Source organism: Amycolatopsis sp. CA-128772, from assembly GCF_002904295.1.
Lineage (GTDB): Bacteria > Actinomycetota > Actinomycetes > Mycobacteriales > Pseudonocardiaceae > Amycolatopsis.
This window is the reverse complement of the sequence record NZ_PPHG01000039.1, coordinates 1-24,358: the sequence shown is the minus strand read 5'-3', so window position 1 is coordinate 24,358 and position 24,358 is coordinate 1. Positions and strand designations below refer to the sequence as shown.

Here is a 24,358-nt window from a genome sequence, read left to right as displayed (position 1 = left end):
GGGGATTGCGGCGGAAGGGTTGGTGAGGTGGTGGCCTCGGCCCTTGGTTGGGCGCCGCGAGCGTGCGCTGGAAAGCTCGGCGCTCGGTCTGGGGGCTCAGTGGCCGCTGGGTGAGGGTGGCTCCGCGAGAGGCGATCTGAGGGCCGGCGGGACGGGATTCCGGCGGCGCTCGACTCGGGCCTGGCGAGTTCCGCCGCGCGGCAGGCGGCCCTCAGCGCTCGGCTGGGGCGGGGATTCCCGCGGCAGCAGCCGGCGCTCGACTTTTTGTCCCTTGCCGAGCTCAGCCCCTGCGGCAGGCGGCCCTTGCGCTCGGCGGGGGGAAATCTCGCGGCCGGCGGCGGCACCTTCAGCCCCTTGCCGAAGCCCGCTCGCCAGCAGGCGATCCCGCGTCCGGCGGCCCGAAGCCCCGCATCCACGCCACCCGGCCAAACCGGCCCGAAACGGCGGAAGGGCCCCGCACCAGGCAGGTGCGGGGCCCTTCCGAGGTCGCCGGTGTTACTTCTTCTTGGCGGCCGACGTGCGCTTGGCCGGGGCCTTCGCAGCCGTGGTCTTCTTCGCCGCGGCGGTCTTGGTCGCGGCCGGCTTGGCGGCGGCCGTCTTCGCCCGGGAGGTGGTCGTCGCCTTCGCCGTGGTGGCCTTGGCCGCCGTGGTCTTGGCCGCGGCCGCCTTCGGGGCCGCCTTGGTCGCCGTGGCCTTCGCCGCCGGCTTCGCGGCCGCGGTGCGGGTGCGCGTCGTGGTCGAACGCGTGGTGGCCGGCTTGGCCGCCGCCGCGCGGGTGGTGCGGGTCGTCGTCGCCTTGGCCGGCGCGGCGGCCGCGGCGGTCTTGGTGGCGGTCGCCCGCGTGCTGGTCGTCGCCGTGGTGGCGCGCTTGACCGGGGTGGCCTTCGGCAGCTTCTTGGTGCCGGAGATGACGTCCTTGAACGTGGTCCCGGCGCGGAACGCGGGCACGTTGGTCTTCTTCACCCGCACGGCCTCACCGGTGCGCGGGTTGCGCGCGGTCCGGGCGGCGCGAGCGCGCTTCTCGAACACCCCGAAGCCGGTGATGTTGACCTTTTCGCCCTTGTTGACCGTCCGGATGATGATGTCCACCAGACCGTCAACGGCCTGCGAAGCCACCTTCTTGTCGCCCAGACGCTCCGACAGCGCCTCGATCAGCTGGGCCTTGTTCGTCATTCCAGTCCTCCATAGTGGAACTACTAGTCACGGCCCATCTCGGCCGACACTGCACACGGTATTACCAATACCGCACAAAATCCAACCGGGGGTCGAAATATTTCCTTGTGCGGGGGCGGGTTCCGTCCCCGTGGAGCCCCGGCCCGGACGCGACCGGCCGCGCGCCCCGAACCTCCACCATGCCCCTGAGCAGGCAAAACCCGGTACCGGAGCCGTCCACAGTGGTCGTCCATATAGGACCAGAGGCCCTTCCGGAGAACTTTTGCCGCGACACGCCGAAGAGGGCACCCCGGCGTGTGTCCGGGCCCACCCGGAGCCCGATCCCGCGCAGCGGCGGGGGATCGCGGGCCGCCCGGAGGACCCCGAGCGGCCCCCCGCCGGCCGGCCGCCGGGGGGCCGGAAGGCGGGATTGACCGCCGGGCAGTAACTCCGCGGCCGCCGCGGGCGATCTCCCCGGTGTACCGGTCGTCGTGGTGCCCGGGGTGTAGGCCCCGAGATCGGCGAACGCCCGCTGCAGGACCTGGTGGAGGAGCCCGGGACAGCGACGGTCAGCCGGCTCCTTCCGCCGCGGCCAGGACCTTTCTCATCCGGCCCGTGTGCGCAGGCGGTCGGCGAGCTTGTGGACATCGGCGTCGTCGATCCGTCGCCGGTGCCGCCCGGCGGCGCACACCATGTGGTGCACCGTCCGGTAGAGCCACGCGCGCTGGTTCAGGATCGGGGCCGAGCTGGATCGTGTCGTCGGTTGCAGCACGAGTTCGGCGATGGCGTCGTCCGCGAACAGCCCGGCGTCCGGGACCGGGCTGCCCAGCTTCACCGCGAACCCGGCCGGTGCGTCGGCTGGTTCATCGAACCGCTCCGGCACGCCGGGTCCGGATGTTCGGCCGGTGACGGAAAGGGCGCCACGGGGACGAAAGATCACCCCCACGGGGTGAGCTCACTCGTTCGGCGCAGTCGTGGCCTGCGGTGACGGCTCCGGTACCCCTTGCGGCAACCGCCGTGTTGGGCGCGGGACTGTCGTGCCCCCGGGCTAGTCTGCCGCGGGAGGAAGACCCGGGTGCGACAGGGAGAACCGTGGACCAGGAGACGCTCACCACCGTCGTCGGACGGGTGGCAGGCACCGAGGACTCGACGCCGCTGCAGTTCCGGGTGGCCGTCGATCCGGACGCCTATCTGCAGCTCGACGACGTCGTCGTGACCCGGCGGGAGCTGCCCGGGCTCGGCGAAGTCACCTCCTACGGCGTCGTGACGCAGGTGACCGCGCGGCACGAGGGGGCCAGCTTCGGCAGCGACGTCTTCCTGATCTCCGACGGGGTCCTGCCCGCCCAGGTGCAGGAGATCGCCGAGATCGCCACCACCCGCGTCGAGCCAGAGTGCTACGTCCCGCCGAAGCCGGGGTCGGTCGTCGAGCGCGCCAAGGGGGAGGATCGCGCGCAGGCGCTGTACTTCGACAACATGACCCGTCAGGTGGCGGTCGGGCTGGGCCGGGACGGCGAACCCGTCTACCTCAACATGGACTTCCTCGACGGCACCCGCGGCGCGCACGTCAGCATCTCCGGGGTCTCCGGCGTCGCCACCAAGACGTCGTTCGCGTTGTTCCTGCTGCACTCGATCTTCCGCGGCGGCGCCCTGCCCAACGCCCACAACGCCAAGGCCCTCGTCTTCTCCGTCAAGGGCGAGGACCTGCTGTTCCTCGACACCCCGAACGTCCACCTCGACGAAAAGCTCAAGGCCGCGTACGCCAAGCTGGGCCTGCCCGCCGAGCCCTTCGCGTCCGTCGGCTTCTACGCGCCGCCCACGCCGTCGGACACCACGGGGAAGCCTTACGTCACCGGGCGGACCTCCGGCGTCGGCGCCTTCTGGTGGACCATCGCGGAGTTCTGCGCCAACGACCTGCTGCCCTACGTCTTCGCCGACGCCGAGGACGAGCGCAACCAGTACACGATGGTCATCCACCAGGTCGCGAACCGCCTGCGCCACGACAGCACCCCGGCGGGCAAGGACGGCGCCGCGACCGTCGACGGCGTCCTGTGCCGCACCTACGCCGAACTCATCGACGTCATCTGCGATCGCGTCACCGACGAAGAGACCCGCGCGAGCTGGGCGGGCGCGGTCACCGGCGCCGGCACGGTCAACGCCTTCATCCGCCGCCTGCGCTCGAGCCAGCGCGCGCTGAACGGCCTGATCCGCGGCGACCTCGCCGACCACCCGGCCCGCCGGCTGTCCACGGAGAACCAGCAGGTGACCGTGGTGGACATCCACAACCTCGTCGAGCGCGCGCAGCGGTTCGTCGTCGGCGTGACGCTCGCGGCCGAGACCGCGCGTAAGGAGGCCGCCGGCCCGGGCGGGCTGCTGTTCACCATGCTGGACGAGCTGAACAAGTACGCGCCGCGGGAAGGCAGCAGCCCGATCAAGGAGGTGCTGCTGGACATCGCCGAGCGCGGGCGCTCCCTCGGCGTCATCCTGGTCGGCGCGCAGCAGACCGCGAGCGAGGTCGAACGCCGGATCGTCAGCAACAGCTCGGTGCGGATCGTCGGGCGCCTCGACGCGGCCGAGGCCTCGCGGCCCGAGTACGGCTTTCTCCCGGCCAGCCAGCGGGTCCGCGCCACGCTCGCCACGCCGGGCACGATGTTCGTGAGCCAGCCGGAGATCCCGGTGCCGATCGCCGTCGGCTTCCCCTTCCCCGCCTGGGCCACGCGGCTTTCCGAGGCCGGGCAGATCCCCACGACCACGGCTGCGTCGAAGAAGAGCGATCCGTTCGCCGGCCTCCCTTCGCGCGGCAGCGATCCCTTCGGTGACGACCCGCCGCCGTTCTGAGCCCGCCGCCCACCCACCGAACGGAAGGACGAAGGGTGAAGTTCCTGCACACCTCCGACTGGCACATCGGCAAGACGCTCAAGGGCCGCAACCGGCTCGACGAGCAGCGGGCCGTGCTCGGCGAGATCGTCCGGATCGCGCGGGACGGGCAGTTCGACGCGATCCTCGTCGCGGGTGACCTGTACGAGACGTCGGCGCCGTCGGCGGCCGCGCAGGAACTCGTGGTGCGGGCGCTGATGGCGCTGCGCGAAACCGGCGCCGAGGTGATCGCGATCGCGGGGAACCACGACCACGCCGCGACCTTCGAGGCGTACCGGCCGCTGCTGAAGGCTGCGGGCATCCAGCTCACCGGCGACCCGCGCCCGGTCCACGACGGCGGCGTCGTCTCGTTCGACGCGCGTTCGACGGGCGAGCGCGTCAACGTCGCCGTGCTGCCCTTCCTTTCCCAGCGCTACGCGGTCCGCGCCGCGGAGCTGCTCACCGGGACCCCGGCGGACAACGTCGGCCAGTACGACCAGCGCGTGCGCGACATCCTGGACCACCTCAAGTCCGGGTTCACCGACGGCGCGGTGAACCTCGTCATGGCGCACCTGACGGTGACCGGCGGCGCGATGGGCGGCGGGGAACGCGCGGCGCAGTCCATCTTCGAGTACCACGTGCCCGCGACGGCGTTCGGCGCCGACCCGCACTACGTCGCGCTCGGCCACCTGCACCGGCGCCAGTCGCTGCCCGCCGCGTGCCCGGTGCACTACAGCGGTTCGCCGTTCGCCGTCGACTTCGGGGAGCAGGACAACACCAGCGTCGTGCTGTCGGTCGAGGTGGGTCCCGCCACGCCGGCGAAGATCACCGACATCCCGCTGACCGCCGGGCGGAAGCTGCGGACGGTGCACGGCACGGTGGCGGAACTGACCGGCCGCGCCGAAGAGTTCGGCGAGGACTACCTCCGCGTCTACGTCCGCGAGGCGACCAGGGCCGGCCTGCGCGAGGACATCCAGGAAGCCCTGCCGAACGCCCTGGAAATCCGCATCGACCCGGAGTTCGCCGCCCCCGTGACGACAGCGGGCGGCGATCGCGCGGTCGCGGACCGCTCGCCGGGGGAGCTGTTCGCGGCCTACTGCGCGGAGCGGACCGTCGACGACAAACGCGTGCAGACGCTCTTCGCGCGGCTGCACGACGAAGAGACGAGCGGGGTGTGACATGCGGCCAGTGCTGCTGGAGATGACCGGCTTCGCGTCCTTCCGCGAGAAGACCGAAGTCAGCTTCGAAGACACGGACTACTTCGCGCTCGTCGGGCCGACCGGCGCGGGCAAGAGCACGGTGATCGACGCCCTGACCTTCGCGCTGTACGGGTCCGTCGCGCGCTGGGACCACGAAGGTCTCGTCGCGCCCGCGCTGGCGCCGACGGTGAACCGCGCCACCGTGCGGCTGGTCTTCGACGCCGGCGGCGCGCGCTACCACGTGGTGCGGGAAGTCCGGCGCAGTGGCGGCAAGAAACCCACGGTCAGCGTGAAGAACGTCCGCCTCGAACGGCTCGCCGACCGCACCGCGCTGGGCGGTCCGGAGGACGACGCCGAGGCCATCGCCGCGGACTCCGAGGTGACCCCGGCGATCGAACGCCTGCTCGGGTTGACGTTCAAGCACTTCTGCACCTGCGTGGCGCTGCCCCAGGGCGACTTCGCGGAGTTCCTGCACGCGAAGGCCGCCGACCGGCAGAAGATCCTCATCAAGCTGCTGGGCCTGGAGGTCTACGAGCGGATCGGGCGCCGCGCGGGCGTGACAGCGGAGCAGCAGAAGCAGCGGGCCGCCGTCCTCACCGAGCAGCTCGGCAGCTACGCCGACGCCACCGGGGAAGCCGTCGGGGAACTGGCCGCGCGGATGACGGCGCTGGCCGACCTGGATGCGCGGGTGACCGCGGCCCTGCCGGGCCTGCACGACGCGGCCCACGCGCACGACGAAGCCCGCCAACACGTCGCCACGCTGACGCAGGAGCTGGCCGTCCTCGACGCGGTGGACCGCCCGGCCGGTGTCGAAGACCTCGAAACCCGGCGCCGGGCGGCGGCGGACGCGGCCACGAAGGCCCGGGCCGGGCTGGCGGCGGCGGAAACGGCGGACGAAACGGCCCGGGCCGCGCTCGCCGCCGCTCCGGCGCGCAGCGAGCTCGAACGGATCCGCGCCGACCGCACGGAACTCACCGCGACCGAGCGGGCCCTCCCCGGCCTGGCGGAGGCCGCAACGGCGGCCACGCAGGCCAAGGACGCCGCCGCCGTCGCGGTCGCCGAAGCGGTGTCGCTCGTCGAAGCGGCCCGGACGAACCGGGACACCACGGCCCGCACGGCCGAAACCGCCGCCGCCGAAGCCGCGAAGGCCCGGCAGGACCGCGATCGCCTGGCCGGGCTGCGGCCGCCCGCGGAGCTCGGGGACCTGACGGCGGAAGCGGCCCGCGTGGCGAACCGCACGGCGCAGGCGGCCACCCGGCTCGGCGCCGCCGAGGCCGCCGACGCCGGAGCGCGTGCGGCGCTGGCCGCGCAGCCGGACGTCGCGCCGCTCGCCGCCGCCCGCTCCGACGCCCGCACGCTTTATACGGTGTGCGACGCGCAACGGAAGGCCGCGCCGGAGCAGGCCGCGCGCCGGAAGGAGCTCGAAGCCGCGCGCACCGCCTTCGCACGCGCCGACACCGAAGTCACCGAAGCCAAGGCCGCGCTGGCCGAAGCCGGACGCGCCGGGCAGGCCCTGGTGCTGCGGGCCGGGCTCGCCGTCGGGCACGCGTGCCCGGTGTGCGAGCAGGAGGTCTCGACGCTGCCGGACGCGGGCGGGCACGCCCACCTGGCCGAGGCGAAGGAACGCCTCGAGCGCGCGGAAGGGGACCGCGCCACCGCCGAGTCCGCGCTGCGCAAGCTGGAACGCGCGGTGGACCGCGACGCCGACGCGAGCGCGTCAGCGGCCGCGCAGGCGGAAGAACTGCGTGCGGCGCTCGTGGGTGTCGACGGCCCGCCCGGGTCGCCGGTGCTGCGCCGGCCGGTCGAGGCCACTTTCTCGGAGCAGGATTACGCGGATCTCGTCGCCGCCGTACGGGAACGAGGGGAGTGGCTGTCCGCGACGATCGACGCCCGCGCCCAGGTCGCGGAGTCGGCGCGCGCGGCGGACGCGGAACTGGCCGCGGCCCGCGCCGAACGCGCGGCGGCCCAGCACGACGCCGATGTCCTCGGGAAGTCCGTCGCGGCCGCCCGGGAAGCGTTGCGGGCGGCCCGCGATCCCCTGGTCGAGCTGGGCGCGCCGGCGATCGACGCCGACGACGTCCCGGCGGCTTGGCAGCGCCTGACCACGTGGGCGGCCTCCGCGCTGGCCGAACGCCGTACCGTGCTGGCTTCCCTGGAAGCCGCCGCCGAAGCCGCGGGCAAGGAGGCCGCCGTCGCGGCCGACGACCTCGCCTCCGCCGAGCGCAGCGCCGAACAACGGCGGAAGCGGGCGGAAGAGGCGGCGCTGGCCGAGCAGTCGGCGAGCACCGGGTGGGCGAACGCCCGGCGCCGCCACGGCGAACTCGTCGAAACGCTGGCCGGTGCGCCTTCGGCCGAGGTCCTCACCGAGCAGCTGGTGAAGGTCGCTTCGCTCGAAGAAGCCGCGAAGGCGGCGGACGCGGAGCTGCGGACCGCGCGGGCCGCCGCGAAACGCGCGGCCGAAGCGCAGGACGGCATCAGCGCGCAGGTCGACGCCGAACGGCAGCGGCTGTCCCGGGCGCGCGACCCGCTGGTCCGCCTCGGCGCGCCACCGATCGACGGCGAAAGCCTCCTGGAAGCCTGGACCGCGCTCACGGAATGGGCCGCGCGCCAGGCGGGCGCCCACCGCGAAGGGCTGGCCGCGGCGGCCACCGCCGAAGGGGCGGCCGCCGAAGCGTTGCGCGTGGCCGAACGCGCGGTCGCCGACGACGTCACCGCGCTCGGCGTCTCCGTGCCGGACGGGCCGGTGCGGGACCGCGTCCCGGTCGCCGTCGCGGCCGCCCGGGCCCGCGCGGAGGCCGACCACACGGAGATGCAGCGGCGCGTCGCCCGGGTGGCCGGGCTGCAGGGGGACATCGCGGCCGCGGAGTCCGACGCCCAGGTCGCGCGGCTGCTCGCGGATCTCCTGCGCTCGGACAAGTTCCCGCGCTGGCTGATCGCCGGGGCGCTCGACACGCTGGTCGCCGAGGCGTCGGCGTCGCTGCTGGAGCTGTCCGGCGGCCAGTTCGAGCTGACCCACGACAAGGGCGACTTCCTGGTGGTGGACCACAACGAGGCCGACGCCCGCCGCCCGGTGAAGACACTGTCGGGCGGCGAGACGTTCCAGGCGTCGCTCTCGCTGGCCCTCGCGCTGTCTTCGCAGCTGGGCGCGATGGCGGCCGAGGGCGCGACCCGGCTGGAGTCGATCTTCCTCGACGAAGGTTTCGGGACGCTGGACGAGGCCACCCTCGACGTCGTGGCGTCCACATTGGAAAACCTCGCCGCGACCGGCAGCCGGATGGTCGGGGTGATCACGCACGTGCCGGCGCTCGCCGAGCGCGTCCCGGTGCGGTTCCTGGTGAGCAGGGACGGCACCGGCTCGCACATCGCCAGGGAGGGCGCATGACCGCGGTGGCCGGGATGAACTTCAGCATCGACGCCTGGGACCCGGGCTACGGCAGCTCCCTGGAAGCCGAGGACCTCGGCCGGTCCCAGGCCGAGGTCGAGCTCGACCTCGAGGTGCCGGCGGCCGAATGGGCCCCGATCGACCCGTCACCGGTCCCGCAGCCGGAAGCGGTGTGTTTCGTCGACGGCGTCCGGCGGATCGACGCGCGGGTCTGGATCGACGACCCGGCCGGGACGAACTCGGCGTCGATCGGCATCTGCGCGTCCTACGCGGCCGGGGTCGTGTGCTGCTGCGACGGGCGGGCGCACGTCGTCGGGACCGACGTCCGGCGCGGGCTGTTCACGGTCGCCCCGCAGGCCGACGACATCGCCACCCCGGCCGGGGTCTACACGGCGCACCGCGCGGCGGCGAAGGAGGACAAGCCGCTGCCGGTGGTGCTGTCCTCGGCGTTGCAGGAGCAGCTGGCCGAAACGGAGCTGGAGACGGCGATCCGGGCGCGCACGGCGATCGCCGGCCACGTGCGCGGCGACCTGCTGGTCGTGGACGGCCCGCTGCGCGGCCGCGCGCACCTCGAGCGGACCGTCGGGTTCATCAAGAGCCACCAGACGACGTACCTGCCCGGCGAGCTCAACTCCCTCGTCGGCCGGCTCGGCGCGCACCAGCGCACGCCGGTGTTCCTGATGGGCACGACCTGGGTCCGCCATTCGTGGTACCTGCGGCTGCCGTCGGCGGGCGGCCCGCCGTGGTCGGGGGTCGTGCGCGTGGAGGCGGCGCCGCACCTCGGGCGCGCGGAGGTGGCCGAGCTGGCCAACCTGACGCAGTCGGTGCTGGGCCGATTCGCCTCCGTCGCCTACAAGGACTCGCGGGCGCCGCAGAACCTGTACCCGATCGCCGGGCTGGAGCGGGACCTGCGCCACCGGCTGGGTGACCAGCAGTTCGTCTACCGCGCGCTGCGGCTGGCCGCCGCCCGGTGAGCCCCGGGCGGCGGCCGTGGTCCTTTGTGGATGATCAGCCCAGCGAGCCGTCCCCGGTCTGCGGCGCCCCGGCCGGCTTGACCGCGACCTGCGGTTTCGCCGGCGTGGCCGGCTTCGGGGTGGCCGGCGGCTTCGGCTTGGCGGAGGTCGTCGTCGTCGGCTTCGTGGGCGGCGGCTTGGGGGTCGTCGACGACGGGGGCGGCGGGGTGCCGGTGATCGTGAACGAGCCGGTCGCCTTCCGGCCGTCCGAGCACGGGAACGACGCGGTGTACGTGCCGGGCCGCTTGATCGCCGTGGTGTGACCGCCGTACCGGCCGAAGTTGCCGCCTTCGGTCCACGCCAGCGGAGCGGCGAAGCCCGCCGACGTCACCGGGCCTCTGGGCGTGCACCCGTTCCCCAGGCCCGCGTGCACCTCCGCGTCGATCCGGCCGCCCGGTTCGACCTGTGCGGTCAGCCCCCACCAGACTTCGCCGGCCGCGTGCGCCGGGGCTGACAGCGAAAGCGTCGCCGCGCTCGCCACCATTAGGCCGATCAGGGTTTTCTTGACCATTGTTTCTCCCTCTCCCTCGGTACTCCTTCCACGCTTGAGCCGGGGAAATGGTTGCACCCATGCGAAAATTCAAGTACGTGAACGTAATCAAGCCTATGTTTCCCGATCACGTATGGGTTAGCTTGTCCGCCATTGGTCCAGTCCTCGCGAGGGAGACTCGATGCGCATCGGCCCGCTCGTTCTCGTCGTGGTCCTGGGGTTGTCGCCGGCGACGCCGGCGGCCGCGGACGCGCAACCCTGGCGCGACGCCCGCCAGTCGCCGGACCGCCGGGCCGCGGAGCTCGTCGCCGCGATGACCCTGGACGAGAAGATCTCCCAGCTGCACCTGCAGCCCGACGCCGAGCACCAGCGGTTCGTGCCGCCCATCCCGCGGCTGGGCGTGCCGGGGTTCCGCATCGCCAACGGCCCGGCGGGAATGGGCCCGGCCGACGACAAACCGCAGAAACCGGCGACCGCGCTGCCGGCCACGATGGCGCTGGCGTCGACGTTCGACACCGGCGTCGCGCGCCGGTACGGCCGGCTGATCGGCAGCGAGACCCGCGCGCTCGCGCACAACGTGTCCGAGGGGCCCGACATCAACATCGCCCGCGTCCCGCGCAACGGCCGGACGTTCGAAGGCATGGGGGAGGACCCGTTCCTCGTCGGCGCGCTGGCGGCCGCCGACATCCGCGGCATCCAGGAGAACGGCACCATCGCCGAGGTCAAGCACTACGCGGCCAACAACCAGGAGACGCAGCGCCAGAGCATCGACGAGCACATCGACGAGCGGACGCTCAACGAGATCTACCTGCCGCACTTCGAACAGGCGGTCACCGAAGGCCGCGCCGGCTCGGTGATGTGCGCCTACCCGAAGATCAACGGCGTCTTCACGTGCGAGAACCCGGCGTTGCTGCAGGACAAGCTGCGAGACGACTGGGGATTCACGGGGTTCGTCCAGTCGGACTGGGGCGCCGCGCACAGCACCGTCGGGTCGGCGAACGCGGGCATGAACCTCGAAATGATCGACGGCACCTGGTACGGCGAGAAGCTGAAGCAGGCCGTGCTGGCCGGGCAGGTGACCGAACGGCGGGTCGGCGAGCTGCTGCTGCCGCGGTTCCGCACGATGTTCGCCGTCGGCCAGTTCGACCACCCACCGGCGCTCACCCCGCTGCCCACCGCCCGGCACGACGCGGCCGCGAAGGAGTTCGCCGAACGCGGCATGGTGCTGCTGCGCAACGAACACGCCCAGCTCCCGATCGACGCGGGCGTGCGGTCGATCGCGCTGATCGGGCCGTTCGCGACCAAGGCCAAGACCGGTGGCGGCGGCAGCTCGGCCGTCATCCCGACGTCCACAGTGGACCCGCTGCCGGGCCTGCAGCAGCGCGTCCCGGACGCGGCGGTGACCTTGGACGACGGCAGCGACCCGGCCCGGGCGGCCGCGCTGGCCCGCACCGCCGACGTCAGCGTCGTGATGGTCGGCGACAACGAGACCGAGGGCAAGGACCGGCCGAGCCTGGCTTTGGACGGCGACCAGGACGCGCTGGTGGCGGCCGTCGCCGAGGCGAACCCGCACACCGTGGTCGTGGTGAAGAGCGGCGGCCCGGTGCTGATGCCGTGGGCGTCCCGCGTGCCGGCGATCCTCCAGGCGTGGTACCCCGGCCAGCAGGACGGCGCGGCGGTGGCGAGCGTGCTCTTCGGCGACGTCAACCCGTCGGCGAAGCTGCCGGTCACGTTCCCGGCTTCGGACGCCGACACCCCGGCGAACACGCCGGCGCAGTTCCCGGGCGTCGGCGGCGTCGCGACTTATTCGGAGGGCCTGCAGGTCGGCTACCGCTGGTTCGACGCGCAGGACCGCACGCCGCTGTTCCCGTTCGGCCACGGCCTGTCGTACACGACGTTCGCCTTCTCGGACCTGCGGGTGCGCACCACCGGCGACGGCGCCACGGCGACGTTCACGGTGCGGAACACGGGAGGTCGCGCGGGCGCCGAGGTCGCCCAGCTCTACCTGGGCTTCCCGGCGGCCGCGGGCGAGCCACCGCGCCAGCTCAAGGGGTTCTCGCGGGTTTCGCTGACGCCGGGGCAGGCCCAGCGCGTGACGATCCGGCTGGACGCGCGCGACTTTTCGGTCTGGGACACGGGCCGGCACGCGTGGCAGCCGGTGCCGGGAGCGTTCACGGTGTCGGTCGGCGACTCGTCCCGCTCCCTGCCCCTGCAGGCGCTCGTCCGGCGCTGAGCCGCTCAGGCGGCGGCGAGCGTCCCACCGAGAGCCCGCAGCCCGTCGGCGGTGAGTTCCGCGCGCGTCCACTGCCCGACGGCGACGACCCCGGCCGGCCGGATCAGCCCGGCCCGCGCCAGCTGGTGGGCGGTGGCCTGGTCGCAGCACGGCAGGCCGTCGACCCGCAGATCGGGTTCACAGCTGCAGGTGAGCTCGGCCCGCCCGGCCCCGACGGCCCGCAGCATCGCCAGCGCCCGGCGGTTCAGTTCGGTGGTCATGGTCTCCCCCTTTGTGGTGCTGTCCTCAAGGAGACGTGACGGCGGTCACCGAATACGCGGTTTCGGCGAGGGTCACCCGAACAGGTGCACACCGGTGACCTGGGTGTCATCTTGGGCGGCCGGACCTGGTGCGATGGGGGGATTGCGGTAGGAGGGCGCTGTGCCGCCGCTGTGGGTTACAACCGTTCCTGCAGGGCGTCTGCCGCGGCCAGGAGGTCTGCTGCCCAGCGTGCGCCCGGCTTCCGGCCTATGCGCTCGATGGGGCCCGATACCGACACCGCTGCCACCACCGTTCCCGCCGAGTCGCGGACGGGGGCTGAGATGCTCGCCACGCCTGGCTCTCGCTCGGCCACGCTTTGCGCCCAGCCGCGGCGGCGGACCTCCAGGAGGGTTCGCTCGCCGAAGACCGCGTCCGCCAGGATCGTGCGCTGCGTGTGCGGGTCCGCCCAGGCGGCCAGGACCTTTGCGCCCGAGCCCGCCGTCATCGGCAGGCGGGATCCCACCGGGACCGTGTCGCGCAGGCCGCTCGGTGGCTCGGCCGTCGAGACGCACACGCGCTGGATGCCGTCCCGCCGGTAGAGCTGGACGCTTTCGCCCGTGACGTCGCGCAGCTTCGGCAGGACCACGCCCGCCGCGTCGAGGAGGGGGTCCGTCGAACCGCCCGCCAGCTCGGCCAGCGCCGTACCGGGGCGCCAGCGGCCGTCCGGGCCGCGGCGCAGCAGCCGGTGCACCTCCAGGCCCACCGCGAGCCGGTGCGCGGTGGCCCGGGGCAGGCCCGTCCGCGTGCACAGTTCCGCGAGGCCGCAGGGGTCGTCCGCGACCGCCTGCAGGACGGCCACTGCTTTGTCCAGTACTCCGATACCGCTATGCTGTCCCACGACCCGATACTAGCGTCCCGCACTTTGGGAAGTCCAGCATCTGGGAAAACCCTGAACTCGAGCTGCGCCCTCCTTCGCGGCTCGCATCCCGTTCGCAGGTGCGCGCCCGAGTTCGACGACGAACCGTGGAAGGAGCCGGAGATGACCAGCCCGACCGGCAAGGCCCGCACGCTGGCGGAGAAGGTGTGGGAAAGCCACCTCGTGCGCCGAGGCGAAGGTGCCGAACCGGACCTGCTCTACATCGACCTCCACCTGCTGCACGAAGTGACCAGCCCGCAGGCTTTCGACGGCCTCCGGCTGGCCGGGCGGCCGGTGCGCCGCCCCGACCTGACCATCGCGACCGAGGACCACAACGTCCCGACCGTCGACATCGAGCTCCCCATCGCCGATCCGGTCTCGCGCACCCAGGTCGACACGCTTCGCCGCAACTGCGCGGAGTTCGGTGTCCGGCTGCACCCGATGGGTGACGCCGAGCAGGGCATCGTGCACGTCATCGGCCCGCAGCTCGGCCTGACCCAGCCCGGCATGACCGTGGTCTGCGGCGACAGCCACACCTCCACGCACGGCGCGTTCGGCGCCATCGCCTTCGGCATCGGCACGTCCGAGGTGGAGCACGTGCTGGCCACCCAGACGCTGCCGCTGCGCCCGTTCAAGACGATGGCGATCACGGTCGACGGCGAGCTGCGGCCCGGCGTCACGGCGAAGGACATCATCCTCGCGGTGATCGCGAAGATCGGCACCGGCGGCGGCCAGGGCTACATCCTGGAGTACCGGGGGGAGGCGATCGCAGCGTTGTCCATGGAGGCGCGGATGACCGTCTGCAACATGTCGATCGAGGCCGGCGCCCGCGCCGGGATGATCGCGCCGGACGAGACGACGTTCGCCTACCTGAAGGGCCGCCCGCACGCGCCGCAGGGCGCGGACTGGGACGCGGCGGTCGAGAACTGGCGGCAGCTGCGCACCGACGACGGCGCCGAGTTCGACGCCGAGGTGCACCTGAACGCGAGCGAGCTGACGCCGTTCGTGACCTGGGGCACCAACCCCGGCCAGGGGCTCCCGCTGGGCGCCGAGGTGCCCGACCCGGAGGCGATCCCGGACGAGAACGACCGCATCGCCGCTGAAAAAGCCCTGTCCTACATGGACCTGAAGCCGGGCACGCCGCTGCGCGAGATCGCCGTCGACACCGTCTTCCTCGGCTCCTGCACCAACGGCCGGATCGAGGACCTGCGGGCCGCGGCCGAGGTGCTGCGCGGCCGGAAGGTGGCGGACTCGGTCCGGATGCTGGTGGTTCCCGGCTCGATGCGCGTCCGCAAGGCGGCCGAGGAGGAGGGCCTCGACGAGGTCTTCACCGCGGCCGGCGCCGAGTGGCGCCAGGCCGGCTGCTCGATGTGCCTGGGCATGAACCCGGACCAGCTGAAGCCCGGCGAGCGCAGCGCGTCGACGTCGAACCGCAACTTCGAGGGCCGGCAGGGCAAGGGTGGCCGGACGCACCTGGTGTCGCCGCTGGTGGCCGCCGCCACGGCCGTCCGGGGCACGCTGTCGTCGCCGGATGACCTGCTGACCGCCGCCCGCTGACCCACCGAGGAGCTACCGCCATGGAACCGTTCACCCAGCACACCGGCGTCGGCGTCCCGCTGCGCCGGTCCAACGTGGACACCGACCAGATCATCCCCGCGGTCTACCTCAAGCGGGTGACCCGGACGGGCTTCGAGGACGGCCTGTTCGCCGCCTGGCGCGGCGACGAGAACTTCATCCTCAACTCCGAGCCGTTCCGGAACGGGAGCGTGCTGGTCGCGGGCCCGGACTTCGGAACCGGTTCCTCCCGCGAGCACGCCGTCTGGGCCCTGATGGACTACGGCTTCCGGGTCGTCATCTCCGCCCGGTTCGCCGACATCTTCCGCGGCAACTCCGGCAAGGGCGGCCTGGTGGCCGCGCAGTGCGAGCAGCACGACGTCGAACTGCTCTGGAAGCTGCTCGAGAACGAGCCCGGCACCGAGGTCACGGTCGACCTGGAGACCAAGACCGTGCGCGCCAAGGACTTCACCGCGCCCTTCCAGATCGACGACTACGTCCGCTGGCGGCTGCTGGAAGGCCTCGACGACATCGCTCTCACGTTGCGCCATGCCGGTGAGATCGACAGCTTCGAGGCGGGCCGCCCGTCGTGGAAGCCGACGACCACGCCGGTGGCCGCCGGTTGACCCGGCTCCGGGGCGGGATCCCGTGCCCAGCATGGGATCCCGCCCCTCGTCCTCCTGCCAGACGGCCCTCCGCAGGCCCTTTCACCGGGGCCCGGCGCGAGGCGGAACCCCTCCCGCGACAAGGGAAAGTTTCCGCGTGCCGTTTGGAATTTGTGCTGCGTTGGTAATACCGTGTCGCTAGCCGGCCGACGCGGCCGTGGAGCCATCCTGGAGGACTGGACATGGCCAACAAGGCCCAGCTGATCGAGGCGCTGACGGAGCGCTTGGGCGACAAGAAGGCCGCTTCCGAAGCGGTCGACGGTCTGGTCGACATCATCATCCGGACGGTCAACAAGGGCGAAAAGGTCAACATCACCGGCTTCGGCGTGTTCGAAAAGCGCGCCCGCGCGGCCCGCACGGCCCGGAACCCGCGCACCGGCGAAGCGGTGCGGGTGAAGAAGACGAACGTGCCGGCCTTCCGCGCGGGAACGACGTTCAAGGACGTCGTTTCCGGAGCGAAGAAGCTGCCGAAGGCCACCCCGGCCAAGCGCACGGCAGCGGCAACGACCACCCGCACGGCGGCGGCCAAGCCGGCGACCACCCGAGCGACGACAACGCGCACCCGCGCGACGGCGGCGAAGCCGGCGGCCACGACGAAGCCGACGGCGACGAAGGCGGCCCCGAAGGCCGCGACCAGCCGCGCGAAGGCAACGACGGCCAAGCCGGCGACGGCCCGGACAACGGCGGCGAAGACGACGGCCGCGAAGGCTGCGACGGCGGCGAAGCCTGCGACGGCTGCGAAGGCCACGACTGCCGCGAAGACCACTACGGCTGCGAAGACCACTACGGCTGCGAAGGCCACTACGGCGGCGAAGACCACCACGGCTCGCAAGACGACTGCGGCGAAGGCCCCGGCCAAGCGGGCGTCGTCGACCGCGGCGAAGAAGGCCTGACCACCCGAAACTGTCAGACCCTTGCGGTAACGTGAAATCAGGGGGTCCCCTGGGGGCGACCTCCTGTTGGACGCGCAGCTTTTCCGGCAGGGCCCGCGCGATGTGCGCGGGGCCCTGCCGCATGTCCGGCCCCGGCCCGGGTGGCGTGGGAGCTGCCGCCGGTGCGGCAGAACCGGTCCACGCCGCCGGAGCCCGGCAGACGCTCCATTCGCTCCGCGAACTCCGCGAGTCGGCGCACGTACCTGGAGGGTCGCCTCGCGTACCCAGACGGTCAGTCCGCGTACTTAGACGGTCGGCTCGCGTGCTCAGACGGTCGGCTCTCGAACTCAGCCGGTCGGCTCGCGTGCTCAGACGGTCGGCTCTCGAACTCAACCGGTCGGCTCGCGTACCGGGATGGTCGGCTCGCGGATCCAGCCGGTCGGCTCGCGAAGCGAGTGGAGCGCCGGCGAACCGGGTGCCGTCGCGCTGGAACCGGCTGCCTGCCCAAATGAACCGGCCGTCCAGGCACGCGAACCGACCGTCCAGGCACGCGAGCCGCCCCTCCAGGTACGCGAAGCGCGCGCAGCGGTGATCGCCCAACGTCATCCCTCGGCCGCGCCCGCGCCCGGACCGGCGCCGTCCGCCACCCGGTTGGCGCAACCTCTGGCCCGGGACCGGTTCCGTCCAATTTCCCAAAGTTGCTTGAGCGCCCGGCCGAGTGATGCCACGCTGCGTTCCTCGGGCCGCGTCCGGCGGGGCCGGCGGGGGCGAGCGAAACCTGGGGGCGACCACCATCGACATCCGGCTCCTCGGTCCGTTCCAGGTGCTCCTCGACGGTTCGCCGGTCGTGCTGACCAGTTCCCGGCAGCGTGCGCTGCTCGCCACCCTCGCGCTCGCCGCCGGGCGGCTCGTGTCGATCGATGCCCTCGCCCGGGGTGTCTGGGGCGAGACTCCGCCCGCGCACATCCGCGGCAGCCTGCAAACCTACGTCATGCGCCTGCGCCGGCTCTGCGGCGAAGACTCCGTCGTCACCGAACCGGACGGCTACCGGCTGGTCGTCGACCCGTCCCGGGTGGACGCGCTGCGCTTCCTCCAGACCCTCGACCAGGCCGCCGCCACGACCGAACCCGCCCAGCGGCGGGAACTGCTCACCGCCGCCCTCGGCGACTGGGGTGGTGTCCCGCTCGAAGGCGTCGGCTCGCCCACGCTGGCCGCCGAATGGGGGCCGCTGCTGACCGAGCGGTACCTCTTCGCCGTCGAACAGCGCATCGACCTCGACGCCGGGCTCGTCCCCGATGCGCGGCTCGTCGCCGAACTGACCGATCTCGTCGCGCAGCACCCGCTGCGGGAATCCCTGTGGGAGCGGCTGGTGCGCGCCCTCGCCCGCGCCGGGCGCCGCGCCGAAGCCTTGGCGCGCTACGCCGGGCTGCGCGCGTTGCTGGCCGACGAACTCGGCGTCGAACCGGGCGAAGACCTCCGCCGCCTGCACGCCGAACTGCTCGCCGCCGACGCCGGGCCGACCGTGCACACGGTGCCGCGGCAGCTGCCCTTCGACGTCGCCGGGTTCACCGGGCGCGGCCCCGAACTCGCCGAACTCGACCGGCTGCCGCCCGGCGGCGCCTCCGGCATCGTCGTCATCGAAGGCACCGCCGGCGTCGGCAAGACGTCGCTGGCTGTGCACTGGTCCCACCGCGTCCGCGACCGCTTCACCGGCGGCCAGCTGTTCCTCGACCTGCGCGGTCACTCCGCCGACACCCCGGTCACGCCCGGCGCCGCGCTGGCCGGCTTCCTGCGCGCCCTCGGCGTCCCGCCCGAGTCGCTGCCTTCCACAGTGGAGGAACGTTCGGCGCTGCTGCGCAGCAGGCTGGCGGGCAGCCGCACCCTGATGCTGCTCGACAACGCGCGCGACGCCGACCAGGTCCGCCCGCTGCTGCCGGGGCCCGGCAACCTGGTCGTGGTGACCAGCCGGAACCAGCTGCGCGGCCTGGTCGCCCGCGACGGCGCCCGCCGGATCGCGTTGCGTTCGTTCGACGACCGCGACGCCACCGCGCTGCTCGCCGGCAGCGTCGGTTCACAGCGGCTGGCCGCCGAGCCCGGCGCCGTCGCCGAACTCGTCGAGCTGTGCGGCCGGCTGCCGCTGGCACTGGCGCTGGCCGGAGAACGCGCTTCCCGGTTCTCCGGCGTTTCGCTCGCCGGGATCGTCGAAGAACTCCGTGACCAGCGGCTGCGGCTCGACACCCTCCGCGACCCGGAGGACGCCGGCACCGACCTGCGGGCCGCGTTCTCCTGGTCGTACAAGGCCCTGCGCCCGGCCGCCGCCCGCTTCTTCCGGCTGCTCGGCCTGCACCCCGGCCACGGCTTCACCCTGTCGTCGGCGGCCGCGCTGGCCGGCGCGGACCTGCGCGAAGCCCGGGAGCTCGCCGACCAGCTTGCCGCCGCCCACCTGCTCAACCAGCCCGGCACCGACCGCTACCAGTTCCACGACCTGCTGCGCGTCTACGCCGCCGAGCTCGTCGAATCGGAGACGACGGCGGCCGAGCGCGCGGCCGCGTTGCGCCGGCTCCTCGACTGGTACGTGGCGAGCGTCGCCGAAGCGAACAAGCTCGTCCGCCCCGACCTGCTCACCGAGGACATCACGCTCGACCCGGCGCCGCTGCCCGCGGTCCGGTTCGCACAGCACGAGCAGACGATCGCCTGGTACACCACGGAACGCCAGGCCCTGACGGCGCTGGTCGGCATCGCCGCCGGGCACGGCTGGACCGCGCACGCCTGGAAACTGGCCTGGCTGCTGCGCGGCTTCTTCGCCGAACGCCACGACCGCGACGACTGGATCACCACCGCACGCACAGCGGTCGCCGCCACCCGCGACGCCGGCGACAACACCGGACTCCAGTACAGCGCCAACAACCTCGGCTCGGCCTACCTGCGCACCCTCCAGCCCGACAAGGCGCTCGAAGCCCTGGAGGAAGCGCGCGCGGCGTCGGAAGCCGGCGACGGCACGGCGCTGACCGTGGCGATCCTGTCCAACCTGGCCGGCGCGTACTACGTCCGCGCCGAATACGCCGAGGCGGAACGGCACGCGCTCCAGGCCGTGCACCTGGCCCGCGACAACGGCCAGCGCACGTTCGTCCCGCACGCGCTGCTGAACGTCAGCGCGAGCCGCATCGGCCTGCGCGACTACGACCACGCGGCCGAAGCCGCCCAGGCCGCTCACGAGGCTTTCGCGGACCTCGGCGACCGCTACCACGCGGCGCTGGCGCTCGGGAACGTCGCCGAGGCCCTCGAAGGCGCCGGGCGGTACGACGAGGCGGAAAGCGCCGGGCTCGCCGCCCTCGCCGAGCTGAAGGAACTGAACGCCGACTACGGAACGATCGACGTCCAGATCACCCTCGGCCGGCTCAAGCACCGCACCGGCCGGGCCCGGGACGCGAGCGGTCATTGGGCCGAGGCGCTGACGGTCAGCCAGCGCCTCGGCGATCCCCGCGTCGCGGAGATCCAAGCCCTGCTGGCGTCGGTGCCGACAGAAAACCCCTCGCCCGGGGATGCGCCGTACCCCTAGCCCGGCGCAGCCCAGCGGGACCCTGATCCAGTACACCAAGATCGACTGTCACACCGCTGTCTTGGGGCGGTGGAAGTTGTCGGTGGTTGCGGCTGGACCACGTTTCTCTGAGACGTCGAGCAGGTGGGCTTCGGATCGGGGTTGCGGGGGGACTGGGTGGCGTCGTGGCCGGTTGTGCTGTCGGCTGGGCGGCTGTCGGCGGCCGGTTGCGCTCTCTGATGCCGCCTGCCGGCCGCCGGTCAGGAGTGCGTTGGTGTTGGTGCCGGCAGGGCGCTGGGGTGGTAGTCCGCCGCCACTAGCCGGGGGCCTTTTGCTTCTGTCGGCGGGGTGAATGACAGGACCCAGAATGAGCCCTTCTTGCTCGGTACCACTCCTGCGCGGGCTGCTGGGATCTTCACGCCGTCTCGGTCGGCCAGGGTGCTCACCAAGTCCGGGATCACGCCGCCCTGGCTGCACACCACCGGGGTTCCGCCGTCTCCGGCCAGGGCCAGCATGCGGGCTGCGGCCAGGACCGGGTCCGGCCAGTAGCCCTCCTCCGACAGCAGCGGCTCGTGCCTCACCTCTGTGCCCACGTCCTCCGCCACTCCGTGGACCGTCTGTACGCAGCGCAGGCGAGGGGCCGACAGCACGCGGTCGGGGGCGAACAACGTCAGGACCCGGCGCAGGGCCGCCGCCTGGCGTTGACCCGCCTCCGACAGCGGCCTGAGGTCGTCGTCGCCCGTCCAGTCGTCTCGCTTGCCCGCCTTTGCGTGCCGGACCAGCAGGACCGTTGTCAGGCCCACCGGGAGCTCGCCGAACGAGCGCAGCACCCGGACGTCCTCGGGGCGCGTCAACGCCTTCTCCGCCTGCGTCGGGGTCAGCCAGCGCAGCTCGTCGACCTCGTCGTTCGGGACGAACTCGCCGGAGACCGCTTCCGCCGCGAAGTAGTCGACCGTCTTCGGGACCGTTCCGGTGCCGTTGCGCGACGGCACCGGGTACGCCGTGCGGGTCAGGTAGCGGCCCAGGACCGCGGTGAACCCGGTTTCCTCGCGGACCTCGCGGACCGCGGCTTCGGCGATCGTCTCGCCCGGGTCCAGTTTTCCCTTCGGCAGTGACCAGTCGTCGTACCGCGGGCGGTGCACCAGGGCGACCTCCGTCGCCCCGCCGGTGACGCGCCACAGCACCGCGCCGGCCGCCCGTACCTCCTGGGTCATCCGGCGGCCCCGTGCAGCTTCGCCAGTTCCAGCTGGTGGTCGCGGACGCGCGAGCCGTCGGCCGGGAACGGGGACCACTCGCCGCTTTCGGTCAGCACCCAGCAGCGTGTGGCCGGGTCCAGGGCCGAGTCGAAGATGTTGTCGAGCTGCGCGGTGAGCTTCGGGTCCTTGACGCGCACCAGCGCCTCGATCCGCCGGTCCAGGTTGCGGTGCATCATGTCCGCGCTGCCGATCCAGTGCGTGCCGCCGGCGCGGAAGTTGAAGATACGCGAGTGCTCCAGGAACCGGCCGAGGATCGACCGGACGTGGATGTTCTCCGACAGCCCTTCGACGCCGGGCTTGAGCGTGCAGATGCCGCGCACCACGATCTCGACCGGCACCCCGGCCTGTGACGCGTGGTAGAGCGCGTCGATGACCTGCTCGTCGACCAGCGAATTGCACTTGATCCGGATCCCGGCGGCCTGCCCGGCCCGCGCCAGCTCGATCTCCTCGCCGATCGCGCGCACGATGCCGCGGCGGATGCCGTGCGGCGACGTCAGGATCGTCCGGTAGGTGTCCTGGCGCGAGTAGCCGGTCAGGACGTTGAACAGGTCCGTGACGTCGGCGCCGATGCTCGGGTCGGCGGTGAACAGGCCGATGTCCTCGTAGAGCCGCGCGGTCTTCGGGTTGTAGTTGCCGGTGCCGATGTGGCAGTAGCGGCGGATCGTCGAGCCCTCCTGGCGCACGATCATCGACACCTTGCAGTGCGTCTTCAGCCCGACCAGGCCGTACACGACGTGCACGCCCGCGCGTTCCAGCGTCCGCGCCCAGGTGATGTTCGCCTGCTCGTCGAACCGCGCCTTGATCTCGACCAGCGCGACGACCTGCTTGCCCGCCTCTGCCGCGTCGATCAGCGCGTCGACGATCGGGGAGTCGCCGGAGGTCCGGTACAGGGTCTGCTTGATCGCGAGGACCTTGGAGTCGGCCGCCGCCTGCTCGATGAAGCGCTGGACGCTCGTCGAGAACGAGTCGTACGGGTGGTGCACCAGCACGTCGCCCTCGCGCAGCGTCGCGAAGACGCTCTTCGGCGTCTCGCGCTCGCCGAACGCCGGGTGCGTCGCCGGGACGAACGGCCGGTCCTTCAGCTCCTTGCGGTCCACTGCGGACAGCTGGTGCAGGCAGGTCAGGTCGAGCAGACCGGGCACCTCGACGACGTCGGCCGGGTCGACGTCAAGCTCGCGCAGCAGCAGCTCGAGCATGTGCTCGCTCATGTCCTGCGCGACCTCGAGCCGCACCGGCGGGCCGAAGCGGCGCTGCGCCAGCTCGCGCTCGAGGGCCTGCAGGAGGTCTTCGTCACGGTCTTCGTCGACCTCGAAGTCGGCGTTGCGGGTGACGCGGAAGACGTGGTGCTCGGTGACGTCCATGCCGGTGAACAGCTCGCCCAGGTGGGCGGCGATGAGCTCTTCGAGGGGCAGGAACGTCGCCGTCCGGCTGGTGCGCTCGGTCTCGACGCGCATCAGGCGCGGCACGTTGCTCGGCACCTTCACCCGGGCGAAGCGCTCGGTGCCGCCTTCGGGGTCGCGGACCGTGACGGCGAGGTTGAGGGACAGGCCCGAGATGTACGGGAACGGGTGCGCCGGGTCGACGGCCAGGGGCGTCAGGACCGGGAAGATCTGCTCGGAGAAGTAGCTGGACAGCCGCAGCTGGTCGGCGCCGGCCAGGTCGGCCCAGCCGACGATGTGGATGTCCTGCTCGGCCAGCTGCGGGCGCAGGTGCTTCTCGAAGGCGCCGGTCTGCCGCTCGACGAGGTCCTGGTTGCGCTTGGCGATGTAGCCGAGCTGCTCGCGCGGGGTGAGCCCGTCCGCGCTGCGGACCAGCAGGCCGGTCTCGTCGCGGCGCTTCAGCCCGGCCACGCGGACCATGTAGAACTCGTCCAGATTGGACGCGAAGATGGCCAGGAACTTGGCCCGTTCCAGCAGCGGCTGCGACTCGTCCTCGGCCAGCGCGAGCACGCGGGCGTTGAAGTCCTGCCACGACAGCTCGCGGTTGAAGTACCGGTCGTCCGGCAGCGTCTCGACGGCGGTCGGCGCGGTGGTGACCGCGGGCGGCGCCGACGGGACGGACCGGAACTCCTCGGCGCCGCGCGGGTTGCCCTGCGTCGAGCTGCGCCGCCGCGTCGGCGCCGGAGTGGCGGCCGCGGCGGTGGTCTTGCGGGGGCGCGCCTTGCCGGCGGTGGCACGGGCGGCGGTGTCGCGCGCCGTGGACTTCGACGGGACCTTCTTGGCGCCGGCGGGTTTGGCCGCGTTCGCCCGGGAGGTCGTCTTCTTCGCCGTCTCCGGGGATTCGTTCGCCGGGTTCCGTCGCCTCCGCGGTGCGGGCGTGCCGCCGTCGTCTGTGCTCACGCCCCCATTCTTCACTAAGCGGCGCCGGATTGCGCAGGCCGCGGTGAAGGTCAGATGAACAGCTCGGCGGTGTGTTTTCCGACACCGAGGGCCCGCACGTGAGCGAGATCATCGGGCGTGTCGACGTCGCTGCGCAGGCTCGGCAGGGCCTGGCGCAGCGCGATCGCCCCGGACGCGGCGTGCTGCCGCGCCGACCCGGGCCCGAACCGCGGATCGAGCGGCGCGCCGGGGGCGGCCAGCAGCAGGGTGCTCCCGGTGCCCTGCCGATCGGCGACGAAGGCCCGGTGCCCGGCGGCCTCGGTGAGGGCGGCGGTCAGATCGCCGGCGCTGAGGGCGGGGAGGTCGGCTTGAAGTGCGCCGACGACGGCGGCGGGATCGTCGGCTTTGAGCAGGGCTTCGCCGTGGCGGAAAGCGGCGTTGAGGGAGCGTTCGGCGGGTTCGACGACGACCTCGACTTCGACCCCGAGGCCGGCGAGCTCCCCGACGGCCTCCGGATCGGCGGCGACGAGCAGCACCCGCCGAACGCGCCCGGCCGAGAGAACGGCGGCAAGCGTGTCGGCGGCGAGCGCGAGAACCAGCTCGGGATGCCGATCCGCCGCGACGGCACCACGCAGCCGCGACTTGCCGTCGCGGGGGTGTTTCATCGGCACGACCAG

General features: G+C 72.7%; 17 protein-coding genes. 9 read left to right on the top strand and 8 right to left on the bottom strand.

Annotated features, from left to right (window positions below):
* Positions 1-495: 495 nt before the first annotated feature.
* Positions 496-1,173 carry an HU family DNA-binding protein gene (locus tag C2L59_RS16090; protein WP_103350323.1) on the bottom strand — a complete coding sequence of 226 codons (678 nt, stop codon included), beginning with the start codon at positions 1,171-1,173 and terminating at the stop codon, positions 496-498.
* Between the two features lie 583 nt (positions 1,174-1,756).
* Complete coding sequence (locus tag C2L59_RS16080; protein ID WP_103350322.1) at positions 1,757-2,035, bottom strand: hypothetical protein; 279 nt, start codon at positions 2,033-2,035, stop codon at positions 1,757-1,759.
* A gap of 209 nt (positions 2,036-2,244) precedes the next feature.
* Here C2L59_RS16080 and C2L59_RS16075 point away from each other — a divergent pair, with 209 nt between their 5' ends.
* From C2L59_RS16075 to C2L59_RS16060, 4 genes are read left to right on the top strand one after another with little or no spacing between them, the layout of a single operon-like run.
* Positions 2,245-3,987, top strand: coding sequence for an ATP-binding protein (locus C2L59_RS16075; protein ID WP_103350321.1), 1,743 nt, complete (start codon positions 2,245-2,247; stop codon positions 3,985-3,987).
* A 35-nt stretch (positions 3,988-4,022) separates the two neighbouring features.
* A complete protein-coding gene (locus C2L59_RS16070) occupies positions 4,023-5,183 on the top strand; it encodes an exonuclease SbcCD subunit D (RefSeq protein ID WP_103350320.1) in 1,161 nt (386 codons plus the stop codon).
* A 1-nt stretch (position 5,184) separates the two neighbouring features.
* Entirely contained in the window at positions 5,185-8,586 is a 3,402-nt protein-coding gene (locus tag C2L59_RS16065) for an AAA family ATPase (RefSeq protein WP_103350319.1), read from the top strand.
* The gene (locus C2L59_RS16060; RefSeq protein ID WP_103350318.1) at positions 8,583-9,560 is read left to right on the top strand and encodes a hypothetical protein; all 978 of its coding nucleotides are present in this window, start codon (positions 8,583-8,585) and stop codon (positions 9,558-9,560) included. Before C2L59_RS16065 ends, C2L59_RS16060 begins: the two co-directional genes overlap by 4 nt.
* Positions 9,561-9,594: 34 nt before the next feature.
* Here C2L59_RS16060 and C2L59_RS16055 read toward each other — a convergent pair whose 3' ends face one another.
* Entirely contained in the window at positions 9,595-10,110 is a 516-nt protein-coding gene (locus tag C2L59_RS16055) for a hypothetical protein (protein ID WP_103350317.1), read from the bottom strand.
* Between the two features lie 160 nt (positions 10,111-10,270).
* Between C2L59_RS16055 and C2L59_RS16050 the strand changes: the two genes are divergently transcribed.
* Entirely contained in the window at positions 10,271-12,322 is a 2,052-nt protein-coding gene (locus C2L59_RS16050) for a glycoside hydrolase family 3 C-terminal domain-containing protein (protein ID WP_103350316.1), read from the top strand.
* A 5-nt stretch (positions 12,323-12,327) separates the two neighbouring features.
* Here the strand turns inward: C2L59_RS16050 and C2L59_RS16045 are convergent, their stop codons facing one another.
* Together C2L59_RS16045 and C2L59_RS16040 are read right to left on the bottom strand one after the other, a co-directional pair.
* Positions 12,328-12,582, bottom strand: a complete 255-nt coding sequence (locus C2L59_RS16045) for a hypothetical protein (RefSeq protein ID WP_103350315.1) — start codon at positions 12,580-12,582, stop codon at positions 12,328-12,330.
* Positions 12,583-12,758: 176 nt separating this feature from the next.
* On the bottom strand, positions 12,759-13,460 hold the full coding sequence (locus tag C2L59_RS16040) for an IclR family transcriptional regulator (protein WP_199199100.1): 702 nt from the start codon (positions 13,458-13,460) through the stop codon (positions 12,759-12,761).
* A 141-nt stretch (positions 13,461-13,601) separates the two neighbouring features.
* Between C2L59_RS16040 and leuC the strand changes: the two genes are divergently transcribed.
* The 4 genes from leuC (at position 13,602) to C2L59_RS16020 (ending at position 20,128) form a co-directional block, all read left to right on the top strand.
* Positions 13,602-15,035, top strand: a complete 1,434-nt coding sequence (leuC, locus tag C2L59_RS16035) for a 3-isopropylmalate dehydratase large subunit (RefSeq protein WP_103350313.1) — start codon at positions 13,602-13,604, stop codon at positions 15,033-15,035.
* 20 nt (positions 15,036-15,055) lie between these two features.
* Positions 15,056-15,658, top strand: a complete 603-nt coding sequence (leuD, locus tag C2L59_RS16030) for a 3-isopropylmalate dehydratase small subunit (RefSeq protein ID WP_103350312.1) — start codon at positions 15,056-15,058, stop codon at positions 15,656-15,658.
* 221 nt (positions 15,659-15,879) lie between these two features.
* Positions 15,880-16,590: an HU family DNA-binding protein gene (locus tag C2L59_RS16025; protein ID WP_103350311.1), complete on the top strand. Its 711-nt coding sequence runs from the start codon at positions 15,880-15,882 to the stop codon at positions 16,588-16,590.
* A 700-nt stretch (positions 16,591-17,290) separates the two neighbouring features.
* A complete protein-coding gene (locus tag C2L59_RS16020) occupies positions 17,291-20,128 on the top strand; it encodes a BTAD domain-containing putative transcriptional regulator (RefSeq protein ID WP_103350310.1) in 2,838 nt (945 codons plus the stop codon).
* Positions 20,129-20,367: 239 nt separating this feature from the next.
* On the opposite strand, the gene C2L59_RS16015 is transcribed toward C2L59_RS16020, so the two are convergent.
* The 3 genes from C2L59_RS16015 to cofC all read right to left on the bottom strand — a co-directional run.
* Positions 20,368-21,321, bottom strand: a complete 954-nt coding sequence (locus tag C2L59_RS16015) for an NUDIX hydrolase (RefSeq protein WP_103350309.1) — start codon at positions 21,319-21,321, stop codon at positions 20,368-20,370.
* Positions 21,318-23,702, bottom strand: a complete 2,385-nt coding sequence (locus tag C2L59_RS16010; RefSeq protein ID WP_103350308.1) for an RNA degradosome polyphosphate kinase — start codon at positions 23,700-23,702, stop codon at positions 21,318-21,320. Before C2L59_RS16010 ends, C2L59_RS16015 begins: the two co-directional genes overlap by 4 nt.
* Before the next feature lie 50 nt (positions 23,703-23,752).
* Positions 23,753-24,358, bottom strand: a 606-nt coding sequence (cofC, locus tag C2L59_RS16005) for a 2-phospho-L-lactate guanylyltransferase (protein WP_233223516.1), incomplete at its 5' end; no start/stop codon positions are given.